The organism is Exiguobacterium sp. s143 (genome assembly GCF_018618895.1).
Lineage (GTDB): Bacteria > Bacillota > Bacilli > Exiguobacteriales > Exiguobacteriaceae > Exiguobacterium_A > Exiguobacterium_A abrahamii.
Map to the genome: position 1 here is coordinate 74454 of NZ_JACSMX010000001.1, position 18398 is coordinate 92851.

The following is an 18398-nucleotide window of genomic DNA, read 5'->3' on the forward strand; positions in this document are numbered from 1 at the left end:
AGAAAATATTTTAAAAAATACCATTTGAACTGTAACACAAAATGGATGCTCTTAAGCGTAAGAAAGGTGAGAAAATACAAAAAAGACGATGACCCGATCAAAGAAGGGAGTCATCGACCATTTAAATGCGGTCATAAAAAATTGGAATTACTTGATTCCAATGTTCTCAAGATATTTTTTTTCAGAGTCATCGATTTTACGGCTGATTTGTTTCGTATACGTCTTCCGCGCGTAAGTAGATCCTTTTTTCTGATAAATGGCTCTTTCTCCTCCAGATGATTGGTCGTAATAGATTTCGATTAAATCTTGATCCTCATAGACGATGACGCCCGTTTCTCCAGAATTTCGCTTTAGTTGTCGATCAACCTGTTGCTGCTTCAAGTATTGATTTTCAGATTTGAAGACTTGATCGATGGCTGCATCATATTTCTGTTTTGCTTTCTCACTCGTCGTATTTCCGTCTTGATCGTAATCGCTACATCCTGCTAGGCAGACGATCGAAAAAAGTAGGAAAGATAAAAGTTTCATTTTCAAGTATGAACACCTCCGAAGTACACGTTTTGTATTACCGATAGTGTACATCAAGGCAACCCTTCATATGTAACGTACTTGAGAAATAGGGAAGTGTCCTAGGGTGGGCAAGTTATAGTTCAATCGCATCGATGACGCCTTCAGGATATTCCCAGACGTTTCCTTCGATGAGCCATTGGTGGTGGCAGTTCGGACAAGCGACTTCCGAAGAGAAGTCATACTGGATTTCTACACCTAAGCGCCGCTCCTCGTGCGATACACTATGTAAATCTTCAATGAGAATTTCATCCTTGAATTTCTCGCGACAACGCGGACATTTGAATTTCGAATAATGACTGATGACCGTATACATTCGATTCAACCCCTTAATAAAGAATTAGTATCGTTTACAGTATAATGATAACGCTTACATATAAAAGTATTAATTTTGAATTGTAATCAAAATGGAATATATCAACTGATTTGGATTTTGATATATAGAGATCTCGAAGAAAAACTTTAAAAGGAATTACCCGTACTTATACATCCGTTCAATCCAATTGAGGCATATTTTTAGTCTAGATCAATAAAAAGTGCCTTAAGATATAAGTTGAAACCACCATATCATTACAGCTTTTAAGAGAGGTGAAAATCATGTTAGAACTCGAAGTGTTATATATTGAGAAAAATGCAAATAATGAGTTGGATATTAACTATTTTGATCCAAAAAATGAACCATTGATCTTTATGTTTCAAAGGATGTTGAAAAAATTAAAGGTACAATTTCCGAAATACAGTTCGCTTTATGTTATTTTTTATGAAAGTTTAACAGAAGAAGAAAAACTAAAAATCAGAAGTGAAAATGGTGAAGGACGCGAATATTATTTTAAAGAAACTAAGATGGAGGAATTAAAGTCAAAAAAGAATTTAGATTTTTTAAAAGAAACGTTGAGTACTTTATTAGAAGGAATTAGACATTCAATATTCCGAGAATGTATAACTAATGATGAATTAAATAAAATAGAAAATTATGTGTATGAACAGAACTTTATATTCGTACAGAACATAGGCAGGAAAAATAACAAAACGAAAACAATGAGAGCTACTCTAAAAGCAAAATTGACACCTGTAAATCTAAATTTGTATCTAGTGATTACTAATATGAAGTCTCGGAAAAGCCTATATGATGGATGTATATTTGAATTACCGCAATCAGTCATTATACCGTTAAGAAGTATATTGAACCCTATCTCTTTATATGGATATGAATTGTATTGGGAAAATGAGAATACGATCGACATCATCATAAACACAGTGGGAGATAGATTACGAACCAAAATTTATCGGAAGAATGATGACTCTGTTTTGGTTAAGCAACAAAAAATAAAGGCTTAAAGAAAGCATCATTTTTTTCCAAGTGATTGCGACATGGAGTCGCTCTTAACATGCAATTCGTTTCTTCTGTTCACTAGATGCTACACTTAAACCAACTATTACACATAAAAGGATGATATGGATGTGGAAGGCACTATTGTTTAATTCTGTTTGGATGGGTATCACATTGCCGATTCTTTTAAGTATTACTTTTACAATTTTACACCCTCTATTCGTTTCTGGTAATAATGGTGTTCTCATGATTGTCGTTGCGTTAATCATTGGTATAATTGATGTTTACCTATCAATTCGGATTTGGACATGGATCGAAGGAAAGTCCTACAAACGAAAACGGTCCATGTGAGTGAAGCCTAACGGATGAACACTTTAAAAAGTCGCTTTACCTTTTTACATTGCTATGAGATGGCTTCGGTATTGAACCGGAGTCATTTTTGTCGTTTTCAGATGTCACGATACCCTCCATTAGGAAAAAATAAAAAATCCCAAAATTGTATTATGAAATATATAATATATGGTAGAAGATATTTATTGGAAATGACATTTTTTAATGTCATGAAATGAGGATATAAAAATATGAATTACATAGAACACTTAGAAGCCCATTGTGGTGAAAGTACTGGTCACCTTGAGATGGAAGAATTACAAGATCATGCGATTCAATTGTTGCAGTTTCAAAATGCACCGTTTGCGAATGCGAATACCGTGACATCACTTGGATTATTGCATCACCCATTGCAATTCGAGAACGGTGCCGTTATCCATCAAGAAGTGATGCTGTCTGTCATGCAACAAGATGCCGAGTCGGATTTAATTGAATTGATCTATCGCTTGACGCTGGAAGCATTAAAGACTGGACACGCTTATGATTTAGGCGAGTACTTACCGATGCCGGTTGGGTTGTTATCGAAGTACGACTTCGCTGCCCTATACGTGACGACACCGTTCTACTTTGAAGAATCATTTCAAGTCTATAAAGGGAACGCGGCATTCGGGGAACCGGAGACGGTGTTACCAGTCTGGTTCGTACCCATCTTTGCTTCGGAAGTTGCTTACATCGAACAATACGGTACTGAGGAATTTAATGAGATGATGTATGAAACTGAGATGCAGCTACTTAATTTAAAGCGACATCCGCTTGTGGGAGACGATGAAGCGATCGAAGCATTGAACGCTAAGAGACAACTCTTCATTCTCGAGTGTGAAATCACGGATGCGTTTTTTGAAGACGAGATCCAACGACCGTTCGTACTAAATGGACCGTTAGCGAAGGCGTATCACATGAGTGTTGAATCGGGAGAACAAGGCGATACAGATCAAAATGAAACTTTCCTGTTTGATTTTCTAAATCATCAAAATCGTTTTCCGATCTACGCGACCTTTTTTGCTTTTGAAGAGGAAGACAAAGACAACAGGGCTTTTTTCTCGCAACATCATATGTCGTTCACTTCACATGTCTTGTCTAGACAGAAACAAACGAACGGTTGGTTACGTGGAAAACGAACATCGACAAGTGAGAGTCATTTTTTCACGGTAAAGATTGAAAATGCTAGGATGCTCGAACTCATCCTTGAACACGCTTATAGAGTTGCGTCGATGAACGAACTGTTCATGTTTTCGTATTCCAATCGCTTGTCGATTCAACAAGAGGTCGAAACGACGTACCGAAAAACACGTGTCTTAGAAGATCGGTTCGTTTATCCGGAAGATACGACCGTCGTGATTGTCGGTCATGATGGAACAATGCTTTATCTGCTATCGAACGAAGAACCCTTCGCTTATGATCTTCGGACGGACTGGGCGAAACGACTACGACAACAGTTACCGAACGATACGATGATTCGCCAGCTCAATGGCGAATTGTTCGCAGACCTATAAGAGTGGAGGGAACTTCATGCAACTCATCAAACCAATGAACGGTCAGAATCATTTTTGGCTGTTCGAAAAGGATGGACGGACACTCTACACGTTTCACGGCATCATGGGAGAGAGATTGAAAGAACCAATGAGTGAGCAAAAGTTCTCGCGCTTTTTTAATCTAGATGCCTATATCCGAGAACTCGTAGCTGAGAAAGAAAAGGAAGGATACTCGGTCGTTCAAGAAGCGGATTACCACGAAGTTGTCGTCGAAATCTTTTGTCAGGATACAGAGTATGACGTCATCTTTGAGCATCGTTCGAGCATTGAAGAAGACCTCAACGGTTTTCTTTTTGAAATCGGCAACGGGTATTTTGTTGAAGATGAATATGGTCCGGAAGCGATCGAATTCGTCCTTCATATCTTGGAGCCGTCCTATATCGTTGAACCCGTCATTGATTATTTTAAGGACCAGTTTGATCTGAAGAAAATCCGAATGGGGCAGGCAAAAGTTCATTATGGGAGACGATTGACCGGGCTTTATCCCACAGGCAAGAACTTTAACCGAAAAAATTAAACACAAAATGTATAAGAAGGAGTCACATAGATGACATATCAAATCGGTTTACCAGGTGTCACAGAAGAGAGACTACAAGAGGTAGAAGCAGAACTTGGCTTCGAGCTTCCGAAAGAACTACGAAATAGGTACAAGCACGAAAACAAATTCAGCATCGGCGAATGGGAGTTTCATCCGATCAAGGACGAACAATATATCAAGCGGACATGGGACGACCTTGTTCGTGTCAACACGACGGATGCGGAGGACTACCCATCCGGTTTCTTACGAATTGCCAGTGACGGAACAGGTGATGAACTCGGATATCAGCTTCCGGACACAGAGACGATCGTCTTGTGGGACCACGAAGAACAAGAACTATTTCCGGTAGCACCGACGTTGAATGCGTTCGTTGAAAAGGAACAACAAATGGAACAGAGTGCTGAACAAGCAGAAGACTTCTTACAGACAGTTCTCGAGACAGGTGCTGTCTATGGTCTATCGAAGTTGGAACAGTCGGGCTGGGCGTACTGTCCGTCGAATCAAGAGGAAACAGACGTCCTATTATTCTTTTCGACGGAAGCGGCGGCAAAAGCACTGCAGACGAAGGAATGGGCGAACTATCATCTGATTCGCTTAGATCTGGATTTGTACATGAATGGCTGGTTACTGAGCATGATTAACGACGGACTGTATTGTGGCTTGGATTGGGGACCGGAGCTCGTCGGACTTGAGCTAGATCCAGAAGATGTCCTAGCTGATCTGGAGGGTTAACATGATTCAGACACTCAGTAAACAGGTGGATGGCATTACGTACTTTTGGTACTTGTATCGTGATGGTCGAACAATCCAGACCTATCACGGTGTCACCGAGCAATGGAAGCTTGATCAAGATGTCAGAGATGAGAAGGAAGAACAGTACTCGACGAGGCGTCAAGCGAAACGACGGATGGAGGAACTGATTGCCGAGAAACAAGCGGAAGGATACAAGCAGGATGATATTTACGGGATACAACCTGGACGAAAGGAACGCGAGAAGTTTCGACGACGGACGTCCTGGTTCGCCTATCTTCTGGTGGGACTTGGTCTGTTTCAGTTCGTGACACCGTTCTCTGTCTTACCAATTGTAGTATTTGGAATGGGTATTCCCTTGATGTTTTTAGCTTTTATCGGTAAAGATTATCTTCCTACATGGCTTCGAATTGTCTGCTTCATTAGTTACTTTTTCATGCACGTGATTCATCAGCAGGAATCGTACATCCCGTATCTTTTCCCGGTTCTTTCGATAGGCACGGGAATACTATTATGGTTTCATCTTCGAAAAACGAGACAACAAATGAAAGTGGAGCAATGACATTTTTAAAAGGAGATGAAACATGCCGCTTCTAGATAAGTTATTACAAGACCCTATCGTTTCTGATCTACCACGTCTTCACACCGCTCTTCTTGCCAAAAATCGTGGCTTACGCAAAGCGTGGTTAGTACATATGGATAGATTCATTGAAGAAGCGAATACGTGGAACTTCGAGCGACAGCGAACGTTTGTGAGTTGGTTATTATCTACCTGTGAAGGAGAGACAGACGCTTCATTCCTCTTGATTCATCCGCTAAAAGAACGTCTTCTAAAACCGACTTTGAAGAAGTGGATGAAAGAGATGCCGGATGACGTCCGACCGTATCGCTGGTATGGTCTTTTCTTTGATGAAGATGACCGTTACATCTACTTACAAGAAGCGATTACGCGAGGTGGAAGACGGGAGCAGTTAGCGATCGAGAGAATGATTGACCATCTTTTGTACGGGTTATGGTATTCCTTCCATCATCTCGATGAAGATTTGTATTTAGGAGAAAAAGAGGAAGATGCTGCAACCTTAACAGAGGCTTGGTTACTAATCGAGCAACTCGAAGATGCACTTTTCAAATCGGAATGTATTAACGAATGGCAGAAGATGAATCAAACCTTAACGGATTGGATTCGTTTCCGGCAAGAGCAAACCACCGGATTCATGGAGTGGCGGATGCAATAAGAATCAAAGGGTTAAGTTTGATTAATCCAATGGCATTAGCAAGTTGGAAATGTCCTCTCCGTTATATTTAAGAAAGAGGTATACACCATGAAAAAACTAGGCACGTTTACAAGTCACAAAGGGAATTTGATTGTCTCGGATCCTGCTTTCCTTGAGCCGGATATAGAATACAACGTGACAATTCCAGTTGAACAAGGTTCGATTTGGACGGTCTTCTATGACGAAGATGAGTTCGAATCAATCAATTTGCTTTACCTAACAATGAATGAAGAAACGAAGATGGATCCATCCGATTTCGAGCCTTTATCCGATCTAGTCGTCGTCGATTCAGCGCAGCTCGTCGTCATGAACACAGCGGATTACGGGAGACGGGAAGCCATCGACTGGGAGATTCGAAATACGCTAGAGTTAGACGAAGAGATCGACCCGTTCTATATCGCAATCTCAGATGAAATGATGGAAGATGAAATCTTCCTGTTTCCGTTCGGTGTCGCCGTTCAGTTAATGGGGGACGGACACTATGAAGTCTTTGTCCGACGAGAAGACGGTAACGAGACAGGTATCGCAATCGTCCTCGGGGAACATGAGGCTTTTGAAGAACACGATGACGAGGAAGACGTGTCACTAGAAGACGTTGAAGTTCCACGACTGAATCATCAGAACACTGCTTTACCAGACGATGTCTTTCTTACGAATATCCTTCAGGCTATGCGACTCTTTTATGTGAACGATCAAAAATTCTTGAAATACAGTATTCCAATCGAAGGTGAGAAGATGGAGCACAAGCTGTATTTGTATGATTATTCATCCTCCATCCAAAACTATCAAGTGTCCGTGGAGAGTCCTTGTCCAGAAGCCCGCATCCAAGCATTCGAGACCAATCATTTTGCGATTCCGGAGTGGTATAAAGAGATTTTGAGAGTCTGTAACGGTATGCGTTTTTCCGAAGAGTTGAACTTATACGGTATACCGCTGACGAGCTGGAACGGGTTATCGCATGAGACTCAAGACAATCTCTCGGTTAGTCTTGATGAATACGCGTTAACCGAGTTCGATGCAATCCGCGACAAATACTTCTTTTTTGGTTCGTCGTTTAAACAGGACGAATACTATGCGGTATTGAAAGAGCGTCCGGACGAAGCCGTCTATCGCTTCGACTATAGAACGTTAAAACTCAAACCGAAGGCAACGACTTTCCAAGATATCGTCCGTGATGCATGGCGCGCGTGTAATCTGAAAGCACTCCATAAAAGAATGTGAGGATGATCTCATGAAAATAATCTATTCCCGTGAAGACTTACTCGCTCTCGAAGATCCCTTTGAATATGAAGTGAGTCTGCCGATTCGCATCAGAGAACTTCCGGCTTCCGTCATCGAAGAGGAGCTACCGGATAGCCGTGAACAATTAGATCGCCTTCTGAAAGAGGGCTATACCTTGGTCATTCAAAAACCGCGAATTCCGAACCCTCCCGTATTCGCGGGGTTACACGTGATAGCAGAGAACACGGTCATGAAATTATATGTCTACGAGGCGGATCATTGTGAAGATGCGTTATGGGATGTCCTGTCCGAGAATGAATACAATCGGCACTGGGCATATTTTTTACTGAAGAAAATCGAAGGTGTCAGATTCGAATTGCCTTATACGAATGAAGCTCAAAGTTCGCTAAAACTGTCTAATCTCAAAACAAATGAACTCGTACATCTACGATTTGAAACCAATCAAAGCGTAGCGTGTCAATGGGAATGAAAAAGGAGATACTTCATGAAAACGTATCTTGAAGAGCATAGCGATGCGACAAGCATCTTTCCATGGCTTGCGGATGCGAGTTCATCAATTCGCTGTCTATGTGTGGTCGGTGAGATGCTTTTGTTTCCAGAAGACATCGTCGCATTCAAACAAATCAGTAGTGAGATGTTCCGTGATGAGCTAAAGCAAAAGCGTGCGTTGAGTACCTATCGCTTTTATGTAGTAGTGTGTGTCGGAAATGAGTTTCAGTCCAAAAGAATCTTTGATTATTACAAGCTGTGGCGTCTACTCGAACGAGAAGAGACGCTCGATGGCTTCACCTCCCGAATGGAAGTACCGGTTCAAGTGGGCAAAGAACCGTACTACGTTGGAATTGCTGAATTTGGTATCAAACAGCTCACAACAGCCGTTAAGATGATTAGTGATTCTCCAGCTATGTATACCATTATTTGTGGGAATCATGATCGACCGTCACACTGTCAGGAGCTACTTGATCAGGTACTCGACATCGGCTTAACAGAAAGTGGAAATTTACCAGTCGTCGAGATGGTCACGACACTAACCGCACAAGGTTATGCCGTCTGCACGTGGGGAAGTTCGAGTGAAGAACAGGAACTACAGTGTTTTTATACGGCAGCCTTCTTATAACAATGTAGAAAGAAGGAATTCGATGAGTCTGCGTGGCGTATCGTTTGAAATTCCGAATGAACCGGGACGTGTCTTGCTCGATATACTAAGTGCGATCGAGATGAAAGCGTATGATTGGTTTCTTCGTAATTTTGATTTTCCGATCCAAGCAATGGACGGGGAATGGTATGACAGTTTAGAAGAGTTTTTAATCGATCAGAAAGCGACAGGACATGAATTAGCGAAATGGCTAAGGGGACCAAGCAATTACCTGATCTTTGCTGAATTATTTGCATTTCAACGTGGTCAGACTGAAGAAGTGGGAACAAGTTATGAGTGGTTTCAGGAAAGCAATTGTCAAATCGCGATTTTGGTATATGACTGCATGTACGTCGATATCTATTGCAAGGAGCAGCACGTATCTGAAGCATTTTATGAGAACGCCATGAGACGTGGATATACCGGAATCGAATGGGTGACAGATGACAATGATCCTCGCACCCGTTTGTCGGTATGGGCAGAATAAGACACTGTTCAGACGAATAGATGTAATCGGTAAGCGTTCAAGATGAGAGACATGAACTACGAAGTGTTGATAAAAGGAGAGAAAAATCATGAACCAAGAGATGGAAGAGTTTGTTCAAGCGGTCCATCGGACGGTCGTTCAGGACGGTATGGCAGATTATAAGGACATCTATGAAGAAGAAGTCGATCCAAACGTCAATGACTATACGGCCTGCATCGCGTTTTACCAACAGTCGAGCGAAGCGGATCAAAAACGAATGAGACAGATGATTGAACAGACGATCATCGATACGGTTTCCCATGTATTTAGTATCATCGATGGGAGTTCAGGACTAAATGGATCTGCGCTTGAAGCGAAACTGGCACTTGTCCGAGTTGACGAAGCAGGAGATCCGGTCGATACCGTAGAGACAGATGGTGCATTGCAAGATACGTTTTTAGGCTACATAGAAGATCGTGACTTGAACGCATTGTGATGGAGGGAGCGGAAACCACTCATGATCCAACTGACAAAACAAAACGGCTCGGATACGCTCTACCAAACAATCTATACAGAGGGACGCCTCATCGTTCAACATCAAGGAATCGTTGGAGCGTGGGTGAAAGCAGAAAACGTAAAGCAAATGCGCGTCTCGCGCTTCAAACGATTAGGTGTACAGATTTTGCAGCTGATCGAGAAGTTTGAACGTCAAGGCTATCGCGAGCTGAACGAGACCGATTATACGGAACTGGTAGTCCAGTTTTCTTATGAAAAGGATCAGAAAGAAACAGCGCTCGAGCGACGTCACATGATGGAAGAAGTAATCAATGATGGTTTGCTTCATACGGGGAACGGCTACTGCGAAGGGGGAGATATCGGTAGCGGTACGACGAATATCTTTTACCATGTCCTTGATGTCGAGGCAGCCATTGCACTAATTTTTGAAGAAATGAAAGCACGCGATGTACAAGACGAACCAAAAATTGCAGTACAAGAAGGAGCAGCGTACACCGTTCTATATCCTCAAGGAGCGACGTTCGATTTGATTGGTGAAGGTAAACCATGGAGCTGGATTCCGATGACGCAAGCGGAGGACGAGAAGATATGGCATGTCATTGATCAACAATTTCAATTCACACCCAGTACGACAGTTTTCCCCTCATACCATGCCCCAAGTCCGTTCATTACATACGAAGTGGATTATGAGAAACGCGAAGAAATCGAGCAAACGTTAAAGCGTATTCTGACCGAGCTGACCGTTGAAGGGGAACGCGTCATGGCACTCGATTGGAATCATCAAGGATACTGGATCGACCCAAGGCGCCCGTTTCTTCGAAATGAAGAAGGAGACTGGATGATTCCAGCAGTTCCAGATGGCGATTACTCCTTTTTCATCGCTCGTGATTTTCGCTGGGGATATCTCGGTCATCCGTGGGAACATAGCATCACGTTGTTTGGAGAAGATCTGATCTCTGCTTTCCAAGAGACAGAGAGTTTTACGAACGAAATCCGAAAAGGGTGAGTAAGATGAAAATGACCTTTCAACGAAACGACTGGATCGATGTGTTCCGGGAACTACTACCACGCGGCGATTGGAAAGACCTCGTCCGTCTAATTACAACAGCCTTTAAAATTAAATTGATGATGAACTGAAATGGAGTGTACCTATAATGAATTCTTATAAAAATCCAGAAGTAATATTGATAGTACTACTAATCATATCTGGTTTTCTATTTTATTTTGGGAATCAGATGACTGCTGCTCCTGGAAGTAGCAGTGGGAATGGTAATTTAGCGATTCTTTCTATGATTGCACTTGTTTTCATTATTCCTATTTTTATTTTTTTCTTAATGATTACTCTAAAGAATCTAAGATTAAAATTAGGTTATTTAGTAACTATGATAATACTCTCTTTGTCGTATGTGATTGTTGGATTCTTGTATCAATCAAACGAGTATTCGAAATACAAAAACTTGGTTAAAGAAATAGTATTAGCCAAAGGCGTGACTAAAGATTTGGATTATATAGATAGCATAACCAGTGGTATTTTTTCTCCATTTATGAATTCACAGTTCTTCAATTTGAATACGTATGTCATGTTTGTCTGTTTCGTGATTTTTGTAAGTAGCATGATTATTTTATATTTTAAAAAAGAAGAACACGGCGACCGCGGCATTTAAACGATGGTTTCGTTCGATGGTAAATCTTAAGACTCAATCTCTGAAAGCTAGAGATTGAGCCTTTCATTATTCTTATTGATCCAGGATATGATGACCTCGCTTGTGGGAGTTCCATTTTCTTGAGAGATTTTTGAGCCCCATTCTCAAACTCTACTGTATATGCTGTCATCCTAAATCAAGTTCCTTCATCATGTCGTCGAAAGAGATTACTTCTGATTTTTTACGGTGTGCTGACATAGAATCATGATAGAGTTGTAAATCGATTTCGCCTTCGATGCGGTCGAGGACGGCATCACGAACAAGTGTTGAAATCGTAATGTTCTTTGCCTTCGCATATTCCTTGATGAGTCGTGCATCCTCATTATCCAGACGTACAGAAATGGTTCTCATGATTATTAGCTCCTTTGTAATACATTGAAATACAAATTGAGGTTTTAGTACATAGGATCGGTCGATAATCTTGAATAATGACTCTTTGAAGAGCTGAAATTCGAATTGTAAATATCCTAGATAAGTACGATTAAATCTAAAAAAGTGAATGAAATAATTTTCAAATTGAAGTAAACATAGTCATTCATCTTTGTTTTGACCATGTTTAGGGAGGCGATGATCATGATAAGTTCTTTCATTCTCCTCGTTTCCGACAACAGGATATGCAACAAACGCTGCTCCGTATCGATTACAGAAAGACAAAAAGTGTTTTAAATTGAAGAAAGATCAAGGTACAGATCTGTTTAAAGCATCTGTATCTTGATCTTTTTTTGTCATAGATATTGGTCCATATTAAGATGTCATTGATCGCGATAGAGAAATTTCCCTATGACACGTAAGCTGTTATTTTTATTTCATCTGTCTGTTTTTATGGAATGTATCAAAAATATAGTTCTCTCACTGAAGTAACTCTTGGTATTTGTATCCTTTCAAAAGATCAGCTTCACCTTTAAAGGACCATTCATCTATTTTAGAATCTGGATGTAATTTAAAATAATGGTCTAGGATATCGTGTCCTAAATTGTAGTTACTCCAGCGGGGAATGTCTTTTTGGGGACTACCGCCTACAAGGTCCTCGTAAGTAGCTTCACCAGTTTGAATCAATTTTGCGACATGTTTGATTGTCGCATCATCCATTGGTTCATCCCACGGGGCCTTCACATTTTTTAGGACTCGATCAGCAAAAGCATCTGCTTTTCCTTCAATAATAACCGAATCGAGTAATTTATTCATCTGATATTCGGGTCTATCTTGAAGAATTAAATGATGGTATTCATGTGCAACGGTGTAGGCGAGAGCATCTTTATCAAAATCTTCCGCCAGATATAGCACGACCGCATCTTTGTACGTTCCTGCTGCTACTCCACCCATAGGCTCGGTCATCGTCGTATATTCCGAGTTGATCGGTACGATGAAAATCGTACTCTTTTTCTTTGGAAGAACTTTATGCGAAGCAGTGTAGTTTTTTGTGATGATTTTTTTAATCTCGTCTTGTCGTTCTTCCAGAGCATCGATTCGATCAAGCAGTGCTTGCTGATAAGCAGTTGATTGTAGCATGAAGAAACCTTTTAAAGAAGTAGTATCAAAATCTTCTTTTTCACCCGTTTTATCGATATCGCTAAGGACATATTGTACGTAATTTTTTTTACTCATTTCAGTATCATTATCTTTGAGTGAAGCTTTTAAGTATTTTTGATAGGGTGAATAAAGAGGTACGATATTTACTTCACCGTCATTGTTGATTTCAATGGACTCGGATTTGTATTTTTCGCTTTGCCCCTCTTCCGAGCATGCAGTTAAAACAAGTAATGGAACACATAACAAAGGTCCAAATATTCTTTTCAAAATATGATCATCCCTTCAACACATACATGAATAACCTGGAAGATTATTTAAAAAATAAATAATCACTAAAATAAAGATAGCATCCCTTCTCTTTACAGTCAAAATATGTAATTTTAGAATAAGAAATGCTGTTTATTTATTCCCTACACGTAATAATTGAAGAGACTAAAACTAGTACTAAGGATTAGTAATTAATTTCTTAAAATTAAAGAAACTCGCCATTATTTTCTTTAGCACAGTTTCACTTTTATTTTGTTGCCTCTGCTTCATACTTTTCTAAAAATTCATCAACAGAGACCTTTTCATTTACTTCACTCGTTGATTTACTCGAGGAAATGGTGTGGGACGGTCCTTTTAAATCATCTGGACTTGATTGGATTTCGAGCACTAATGTATCACCTAAACCCGTTTCAAGCCCACTTCCGAAGCTAAAAGTTCGTGTTACATAAGCTTCAGCATAATTTCGTTGATTTTCGGAATACACTTTTACGTTAGAAATCTTATAACTAAATGAATGTAGCTTTTGTTTATCCACTTTTGTACTAGATAGAAAAATTAATACAGCCTCGTCGCGTGAAGATAATCTCGATTGATTGGTGTGTGCTAACGGCGTATTGTTTAAAAAATCCGCTTTTTGTTGCTCCAGGACTTTCGTGAAAAAAGTGAGGGCTTGCTCCTTTGAAATCGAGCTTTCAGATTTTTCCTGTGAAATATTAGAAGTCGCTATTGCGTTACTTATCAAAAAACCAGAAGATAGAAGTACACCTAAAGAGAGTGATAATAAAATAGTTTTCTTCAATATCAAAACCTCTTTCTGTTGTATGGATAATGTTACTATATAACAAAAAAAACCAAAAAAGGAAAGGTTGAAAAAGATGGGTAAATCGAATTCTAAGAAAAAGAACAGAAAGAAAATAGTCCTGATATGTTTCGGAACGTTAGCTATCATCGTACTACTCATGCCAATCCTATCACCGGTTCTGTTTACGGATGCTTCGCCGAGAGGTGCTTTAAGACACGAACTTTATAAAGAAGGATATTTCTATCAAAGTTACTTTGCAATCATTTCGGAACAAGATCCGCAAGCGGAGCGTTACAACATGTTTTGGTTTGATTGGAAAAGTGAAACAGGCGGAACTCCTTTTGTCTGTTATTCAAAGAAGGTGAATGAAGAAAAGTACGCGGTCTCTTGTGGTACAGGTCCATGACCTGATTTTTCGGACAAGAATCTTACATATAGAAAAGTGAATACATCATGCGAAATAGGAGTGCAGACTGGTGCGATGAAAGCGTACATAGTTCTGCACTCCTTTTGTGGAAAATGGAGATTTGAGAGAAAAAATCATACGTCAAACATCATAAATGTAGACCAGACATAGGAAAAATTTCAATGAAACTTAATAAAGGAAAATATCGTAATTAATAGTTGTATAATAACTTCATGAAGCAAACATATTCAAAGAATACATAATCGGAGGAGACGTCGATGGTGGTACCGTTTCTTGGTCTTGGTGTCGGGATATTCTTGTTGACGTTAGGCATCTATTTCATCCGCTCAAAGCATGCGAAAAAGACACCGTTAGAAGGACATGGGGATAGCGTCGGCACGGTGGATTCATTCGTACTCAGTATCATTCTGTCAATTGGCGTCATCTTATTTTGTTCGTTGACCGTCAGACATTATGGTTACGTCTGTGTCTTAGGTGGACTGTTCATACTATACGTGGTCAGCGCAGCATGGTGAGACCTATAAGAATGTAGAAGGTAAGATAAAAGGAGCACAAATCATGATTCAATTAGTAAAACAAATCGGCGATCGTGTGTATCACATCGTCTTTCACCAAGAGGGGCGCACTTTATTCTGCCGGGAAGGTGTTGCCCGAAAAGAGCAAGCAGTCGATAGCGAGGACATGATGGAAAGGAATGAAGAGTCCGCAACGAAGCGGATCGTCTTCAAGAATTCGTTCCTCGCGTATCGGCAGAAAAAAACGTGGGTCCGTGAAAAATTAGACGATGGATACATCCGTTCACCTTTTGCTCTGTCTGAAGTGATGGATTTTCGAGCGGACCGACGCATCATAAAGTTGCGTATTTTAAGCGCTTTACTCGTTCTGTTGAGTGGATTACTGACGCTAACAGATATCTTGCCAATCCCAGGATACATAACACTCGTCGTTCTAATGATTTTCTGGCCGATACATCTCGAAGGGAAATCTGCACGTACTCGCATGTATCGCTGGTCAGGAGCACTTTTCATGTTCGCGTTAGCGGGCTCATCAAAAAACTATCTATCACCAATCAATCTCTCGATTAACGGAACGGTCTGTCTCATTTCAGGGTTCATTCTCCTGTTGTACGCGACAGAACAATTACAGGAACTTGCGACGAAAGGAATCACATATCATGACGAATCAACAAACGAAGGTGATTGAACTCAAACGCGACAATGGTCAAACGACCGACTACTGGGTCAGTTACCGGATGGGGCGCACGCTGTATCAGGTATCCGTGCAAGAACAAGCGGATGGTCAAACGGATGAAGGGGAGGTCGTCAAAGAACGTTTTCCGTTCTATTTCGGGATGAAGACACGAATGCTTGAGTTAGCGGAAGCGAAAGTAGCCCTTGGTTTTCGACCATTGACCGAAGCGGAGAAAGCAGCGCCCGTCATCGAGGAAGAGGAAGCGCAGCTCGATCCTGCTTTCTTTAAGCCCGCGATCCGATACGCTTGGTTGATGCTTGGTCTTGGTATCCTTCTTTTCCTTCTTCCTTCGCCGATCCTAAACGGACTCGCGTTCGGACTTGGCTTATACATTTGGTATGAGACATTCGGGCAGCCAGGAATACCGCGCAGCTATCAACGGTATTTCCACGGGATGCTTGCGGGATTGACGATCTTACAGGTGCTATCGGTGTTAGAGTTCGAGCGCGTCGTGCAACCGTACTATGCGACGATTTGTGTGATTTCCGCTATCGTACTAGTAATGCTCGTCGTTCAGCACCGCTTGAAAGAGACCGATCAAATCGGTCAGGAGGAAAGTGTTCGGGTTAGGAAAATGAAAGACTATCCTGATTTGGATCTTTAAAAACTCATTTGCTTAACTTTTGGAAGACTTGAAAATTTTATGATGCTGTAAAATATAGGTATCATTTAAATTTTTTTAGGCATTCTACAGAAGAGGAGAGTAAATAATGGACGTCATCCCAAATGATCAATTGATTTTAGAAATGATCTTGCTTGTCTGGGCAATCGGTGCACTTGTCATCATTATTACGCAAGTACGAAACACGAGAAGTGTAAAAGCGAGTCTGTTACGATGTACTATCGTGAATCTTGTATATACAGTTATCATTTCGCTAACGTGGTTTTACGCAGTGGCTATCGATGGATTCAGTCAGGTGTTTGGTGTGTATTTCTTTGTAGGGATGTTTTTGATTCTCGAGATTGTATTCCTTGTTGTTCTCTTGATTGTCAAACGCAAAAAATCAACTGTCTCATGAGGAGTAAAGGAAGGTCATTTAACACTCATAAAAAAGATTTAGTTTACATAATGAAGTAGGAGAAGGAACGCATCTTCTTCTACTTTTTTTGTAATTATGCAATCGATTGCATTCGTATGCTCACTTAACATCCAGGAAAAGGAATCATATTTCTTGCAAAAAACTAGTTTTTATTTCACACGATTTATGCAAAAATAGAACACAACAAACTGCGAGAATTTTTAGAAAAGTGAATGACTAGACTATTCATCCTTTTGAGTAGAAGAGAGAAGTCATCGTTTTTCGAATTCTAAATAACTTATTTTTTGTAAGCCTGGAGGGGAACGTATGAAATTGTTGAAGATGTGGAACCAAATCAGTTTAGTGAAACAAATCGCGATTGGCTTGATCGTAGGGATTATTTTAGCCGTCACGATTCCTGAAGTAGCGAGTTCTTTGACCATCTTTGGAACATTATTTGTTTCCTCACTAAAGGCAGTCGCGCCGATTTTGGTCTTTTTCCTAGTTATGGCTTCGATTGTGCAACATAAAAAGGGACAGCAAACGAACATGAAATCAATCATCTTTTTGTATCTACTCGGTACGTTCTTAGCCGGGGCGATTGCGGTCGTCGTCAGCTTCCTGTTCCCGGTCACGATTACACTTAAAGAGAGCACGGAGGAACTGACAGCGCCGGGTAACGCGGTCGAAGTCCTCAAGACACTCGTCCTCAACATGGTCGATAACCCGGTCAATGCATTAGTCCAAGCAAACTACATCGGCATTCTGACATGGGCGATCATCTTAGGGCTAGCACTCAAAAATGCGTCAGATTCAACGAAAACGTTCATCTCGAACTTCTCAGATGCACTTGCGAAAATGGTAGGTTGGATCATCAAGCTTGCTCCGCTCGGTATCATGGGGCTCGTCATCGGTTCGATTACGGAGAACGGTCTCTCGTCACTTCTCGATTACGTGAGTCTGTTAGGGTTACTGATTGGCACGATGCTTGTCGTCGCATTGATTGTCAATCCATTGATCGTCTACATCAATGTTCGTCAAAACCCATATCCGCTCGTCTTCAAATGTCTACGTGAGAGTGGGATCACAGCATTCTTCACACGAAGTTCTGCAGCGAACATTCCAGTCAATATGGAATTGTCTAAGAGGCTCGGTCTTGATAAAGAGACGTACGGGATTTCAATTCCGCTTGGTGCAACGATCAACATGGCGGGAGCGGCCATCACGATTTCCGTCTTGACGCTTGCTGCCGTCAATACGCTTAATATTCAAGTTGATCTTCCGACAGCCATCATCTTAAGTGTCCTCGCTGCTGTCTGTGCGTGTGGCGCATCTGGTGTCGCTGGCGGATCACTTCTCTTGATTCCGCTCGCGTGTAGCTTATTCGGGATTCCGAATGACGTTGCGATGCAAGTCGTCGCTGTCGGATTCGTCATCGGTGTATTGCAAGATTCATTTGAGACAGCGCTCAACTCGTCAACAGACGTTCTATTTACGGCGACAGCTGATTACAGAAAACGTTTGAAAGAAGGCGAGCAGCTGTCAATCAATCGTCAGTCGATGAATGAAGCTGTGTCTGAAAAAGTCGTCAACGGCTGATCAGCTTCTCTACTATCATCATGATCTAAATAAGAAAAGGCATCCTCAACTGGGATGCCT

At 41.0% G+C, this 18398-nt stretch carries 25 protein-coding genes; 20 read left to right on the forward strand and 5 right to left on the reverse strand.

Going from position 1 to position 18398, the window contains the following annotated elements; translation table 11 throughout:
* Positions 1–147 precede the first annotated feature (147 nt).
* Together KNQ03_RS00405 and KNQ03_RS00410 are read right to left on the reverse strand one after the other, a co-directional pair.
* Entirely contained in the window at positions 148–528 is a 381-nt protein-coding gene (locus KNQ03_RS00405; RefSeq protein ID WP_214722931.1) for a hypothetical protein, read from the reverse strand.
* Positions 529–643: 115 nt separating this feature from the next.
* Positions 644–883, reverse strand: a complete 240-nt coding sequence (locus KNQ03_RS00410; protein WP_214722933.1) for a hypothetical protein — start codon at positions 881–883, stop codon at positions 644–646.
* A gap of 281 nt (positions 884–1164) precedes the next feature.
* Here KNQ03_RS00410 and KNQ03_RS00415 point away from each other — a divergent pair, with 281 nt between their 5' ends.
* The 14 genes from KNQ03_RS00415 (at position 1165) to KNQ03_RS00475 (ending at position 11404) form a co-directional block, all read left to right on the forward strand.
* Positions 1165–1905 carry a hypothetical protein gene (locus KNQ03_RS00415; RefSeq protein ID WP_214722935.1) on the forward strand — a complete coding sequence of 247 codons (741 nt, stop codon included), beginning with the start codon at positions 1165–1167 and terminating at the stop codon, positions 1903–1905.
* A 573-nt stretch (positions 1906–2478) separates the two neighbouring features.
* The gene (locus KNQ03_RS00420; protein ID WP_214722937.1) at positions 2479–3780 is read left to right on the forward strand and encodes a suppressor of fused domain protein; all 1302 of its coding nucleotides are present in this window, start codon (positions 2479–2481) and stop codon (positions 3778–3780) included.
* Between the two features lie 16 nt (positions 3781–3796).
* Complete coding sequence (locus KNQ03_RS00425; protein ID WP_214722939.1) at positions 3797–4336, forward strand: hypothetical protein; 540 nt, start codon at positions 3797–3799, stop codon at positions 4334–4336.
* A gap of 30 nt (positions 4337–4366) precedes the next feature.
* Positions 4367–5089 carry a DUF2750 domain-containing protein gene (locus KNQ03_RS00430; protein ID WP_214722941.1) on the forward strand — a complete coding sequence of 241 codons (723 nt, stop codon included), beginning with the start codon at positions 4367–4369 and terminating at the stop codon, positions 5087–5089.
* A gap of 1 nt (position 5090) precedes the next feature.
* Positions 5091–5669 carry a hypothetical protein gene (locus KNQ03_RS00435; RefSeq protein ID WP_214722943.1) on the forward strand — a complete coding sequence of 193 codons (579 nt, stop codon included), beginning with the start codon at positions 5091–5093 and terminating at the stop codon, positions 5667–5669.
* A gap of 133 nt (positions 5670–5802) precedes the next feature.
* The gene (locus KNQ03_RS00440) at positions 5803–6342 is read left to right on the forward strand and encodes a hypothetical protein (protein WP_214722945.1); all 540 of its coding nucleotides are present in this window, start codon (positions 5803–5805) and stop codon (positions 6340–6342) included.
* A gap of 87 nt (positions 6343–6429) precedes the next feature.
* Positions 6430–7602, forward strand: coding sequence for an SMI1/KNR4 family protein (locus KNQ03_RS00445; protein WP_214722947.1), 1173 nt, complete (start codon positions 6430–6432; stop codon positions 7600–7602).
* Positions 7603–7612: 10 nt separating this feature from the next.
* Positions 7613–8092, forward strand: a complete 480-nt coding sequence (locus KNQ03_RS00450; RefSeq protein WP_214722949.1) for a hypothetical protein — start codon at positions 7613–7615, stop codon at positions 8090–8092.
* Between the two features lie 15 nt (positions 8093–8107).
* Positions 8108–8740 carry a hypothetical protein gene (locus KNQ03_RS00455; protein ID WP_214722951.1) on the forward strand — a complete coding sequence of 211 codons (633 nt, stop codon included), beginning with the start codon at positions 8108–8110 and terminating at the stop codon, positions 8738–8740.
* A gap of 22 nt (positions 8741–8762) precedes the next feature.
* Positions 8763–9245, forward strand: coding sequence for a DUF2691 family protein (locus tag KNQ03_RS00460; RefSeq protein ID WP_214722953.1), 483 nt, complete (start codon positions 8763–8765; stop codon positions 9243–9245).
* Between the two features lie 88 nt (positions 9246–9333).
* Entirely contained in the window at positions 9334–9720 is a 387-nt protein-coding gene (locus KNQ03_RS00465; RefSeq protein ID WP_058705264.1) for a hypothetical protein, read from the forward strand.
* Positions 9721–9741: 21 nt separating this feature from the next.
* On the forward strand, positions 9742–10746 hold the full coding sequence (locus KNQ03_RS16970) for a DUF2716 domain-containing protein (RefSeq protein ID WP_251140216.1): 1005 nt from the start codon (positions 9742–9744) through the stop codon (positions 10744–10746).
* 5 nt (positions 10747–10751) lie between these two features.
* Entirely contained in the window at positions 10752–10877 is a 126-nt protein-coding gene (locus tag KNQ03_RS17140; RefSeq protein WP_256443264.1) for a hypothetical protein, read from the forward strand.
* A gap of 17 nt (positions 10878–10894) precedes the next feature.
* Entirely contained in the window at positions 10895–11404 is a 510-nt protein-coding gene (locus KNQ03_RS00475) for a hypothetical protein (protein WP_133208731.1), read from the forward strand.
* Between the two features lie 165 nt (positions 11405–11569).
* On the opposite strand, the gene relB is transcribed toward KNQ03_RS00475, so the two are convergent.
* The 3 genes from relB to KNQ03_RS00490 all read right to left on the reverse strand — a co-directional run bounded on the left by relB (position 11570) and on the right by KNQ03_RS00490 (position 14039).
* Positions 11570–11794, reverse strand: coding sequence for a type II toxin-antitoxin system RelB family antitoxin (relB, locus tag KNQ03_RS00480; protein WP_133208730.1), 225 nt, complete (start codon positions 11792–11794; stop codon positions 11570–11572).
* Between the two features lie 498 nt (positions 11795–12292).
* Complete coding sequence (locus KNQ03_RS00485; RefSeq protein WP_149427217.1) at positions 12293–13240, reverse strand: DUF2268 domain-containing putative Zn-dependent protease; 948 nt, start codon at positions 13238–13240, stop codon at positions 12293–12295.
* A 247-nt stretch (positions 13241–13487) separates the two neighbouring features.
* Positions 13488–14039 carry a hypothetical protein gene (locus KNQ03_RS00490; RefSeq protein WP_214722955.1) on the reverse strand — a complete coding sequence of 184 codons (552 nt, stop codon included), beginning with the start codon at positions 14037–14039 and terminating at the stop codon, positions 13488–13490.
* Between the two features lie 76 nt (positions 14040–14115).
* On the opposite strand from KNQ03_RS00490, the gene KNQ03_RS00495 reads away from it, so the two are divergent.
* The 6 genes from KNQ03_RS00495 to sstT all read left to right on the forward strand — a co-directional run bounded on the left by KNQ03_RS00495 (position 14116) and on the right by sstT (position 18338).
* Entirely contained in the window at positions 14116–14448 is a 333-nt protein-coding gene (locus KNQ03_RS00495; protein ID WP_371743229.1) for a hypothetical protein, read from the forward strand.
* Positions 14449–14726: 278 nt separating this feature from the next.
* On the forward strand, positions 14727–14984 hold the full coding sequence (locus KNQ03_RS00500) for a hypothetical protein (RefSeq protein WP_214722957.1): 258 nt from the start codon (positions 14727–14729) through the stop codon (positions 14982–14984).
* 43 nt (positions 14985–15027) lie between these two features.
* A complete protein-coding gene (locus KNQ03_RS00505; RefSeq protein ID WP_214722959.1) occupies positions 15028–15672 on the forward strand; it encodes a hypothetical protein in 645 nt (214 codons plus the stop codon).
* Positions 15644–16324, forward strand: coding sequence for a hypothetical protein (locus KNQ03_RS00510; protein ID WP_214722960.1), 681 nt, complete (start codon positions 15644–15646; stop codon positions 16322–16324). The genes KNQ03_RS00505 and KNQ03_RS00510 overlap by 29 nt, the downstream gene beginning before the upstream one ends.
* A gap of 106 nt (positions 16325–16430) precedes the next feature.
* The gene (locus tag KNQ03_RS00515; protein WP_214722962.1) at positions 16431–16739 is read left to right on the forward strand and encodes a hypothetical protein; all 309 of its coding nucleotides are present in this window, start codon (positions 16431–16433) and stop codon (positions 16737–16739) included.
* A gap of 327 nt (positions 16740–17066) precedes the next feature.
* Entirely contained in the window at positions 17067–18338 is a 1272-nt protein-coding gene (gene sstT, locus KNQ03_RS00520) for a serine/threonine transporter SstT (protein WP_058705288.1), read from the forward strand.
* Positions 18339–18398: the final 60 nt, after the last annotated feature.